Here is a 1,089-nt window from a genome sequence, read left to right as displayed (position 1 = left end):
GGGCCGCTAGCCAGCGGCTGTGCTCCGATCAGCATGGGTCAGGCCTCTTGCCAGGTGGTCTGCCAGCTGTGCACGTTGCCGCTGGAGTCTTGGTTCTCGCTGGGGCGCTTGCAGAACACCGAGAAGACCGGCATCCAGCAAACACGGTAAGCCGTTGCGCCGGCAACAGCGGTGAGCGTGGCAACACCATCGACCACGCTGCAGGCGGTGGGCACCCAATCGCGCCCGACCAGGGCCAAGCCCCAAGGGGAGAAGTCCGGGCGCGGCGTGCTGGTCAGGGTAAAGACCAGGCCAGCACCGGAGATTGCCTCCACCTTCGTGAGGCGCAGTTCCAACGGCAGGCTGAAATCCAGGCCCGACCAGCCGGGCGGCATCCAACCCTGCCCGCTGATGGTCCCCGTCATCTTCTCGTAGTGGGTCTGATTCACTGCAGCCCCGTCGCTCATGCGCAGCAGGCTGCTACCAGCGTCGAGCGGCTCCAGCGTCTCCACTGGTGCACCCGCGTGCAGCAGCAGCTCGACGCCATCGAGCATGATCCGTGGTAGAGACATTCAAGGGCTCCAGATAAAACGAAGCCCGCACGGGGCGGGCTCAATTTGGCTTGCCAAGCTTCAGCCGTAGGCGGCGCATGTTCTGCTGCTGGCTGGCGGGGATGGCCACCGTGATGGACTCGCCGCCAGGCAGCACGAAGTTCATGTCTCCCAGGAACTCCCTGCCGCCGCCATCCAGCTGCTGCTGAAGCGCAGGAGCCAGAGAGGGGATGGATGGCACCGGCACATTCCCCATCACCCCGCCCGTGGCGAAGCGCGGGGTGCGCAGGTTATTGAGCTGGTGGATCAGGTCCGCGCCGTAGTACTGCACCGCCCGAGCGTTGATCACGCCCTCCCCGTTGGAAAGGCGCGCCAGGATGCTGTCGCTGGTGCCGGTACCCGGTCCACGCAGAATGCCCCCGGTTGCGAGCCCCGGCGACGGCGTGGAAGGCTCGGTAGTGACCGTGCCAGCCTGGTCCGGCATCAGCACCCGAACAGGAATCACCACCTCCTTCTGGCTCAACTGAGCAACCAGGTTCTCGATGGTCGAGCGCACCTG

General features: G+C 65.7%; 2 protein-coding genes. Both read right to left on the bottom strand.

The window, feature by feature from the left end; genetic code table 11:
- Positions 1 to 38: 38 nt before the first annotated feature.
- Entirely contained in the window at positions 39 to 551 is a 513-nt protein-coding gene (locus J0A65_RS23860; protein WP_206596760.1) for a hypothetical protein, read from the bottom strand.
- 40 nt (positions 552 to 591) lie between these two features.
- A partial coding sequence (locus J0A65_RS23855) for a hypothetical protein (protein ID WP_206596759.1) occupies positions 592 to 1,089 on the bottom strand: 498 nt, incomplete at its 5' end.

The sequence above is a fragment of the Bowmanella yangjiangensis genome (assembly GCF_017255015.1).
Lineage (GTDB): Bacteria > Pseudomonadota > Gammaproteobacteria > Enterobacterales > Alteromonadaceae > Bowmanella > Bowmanella yangjiangensis.
The sequence above is the reverse complement of the archived record's forward strand: the minus strand, read 5'-3'. Positions and strand labels throughout refer to the sequence as shown.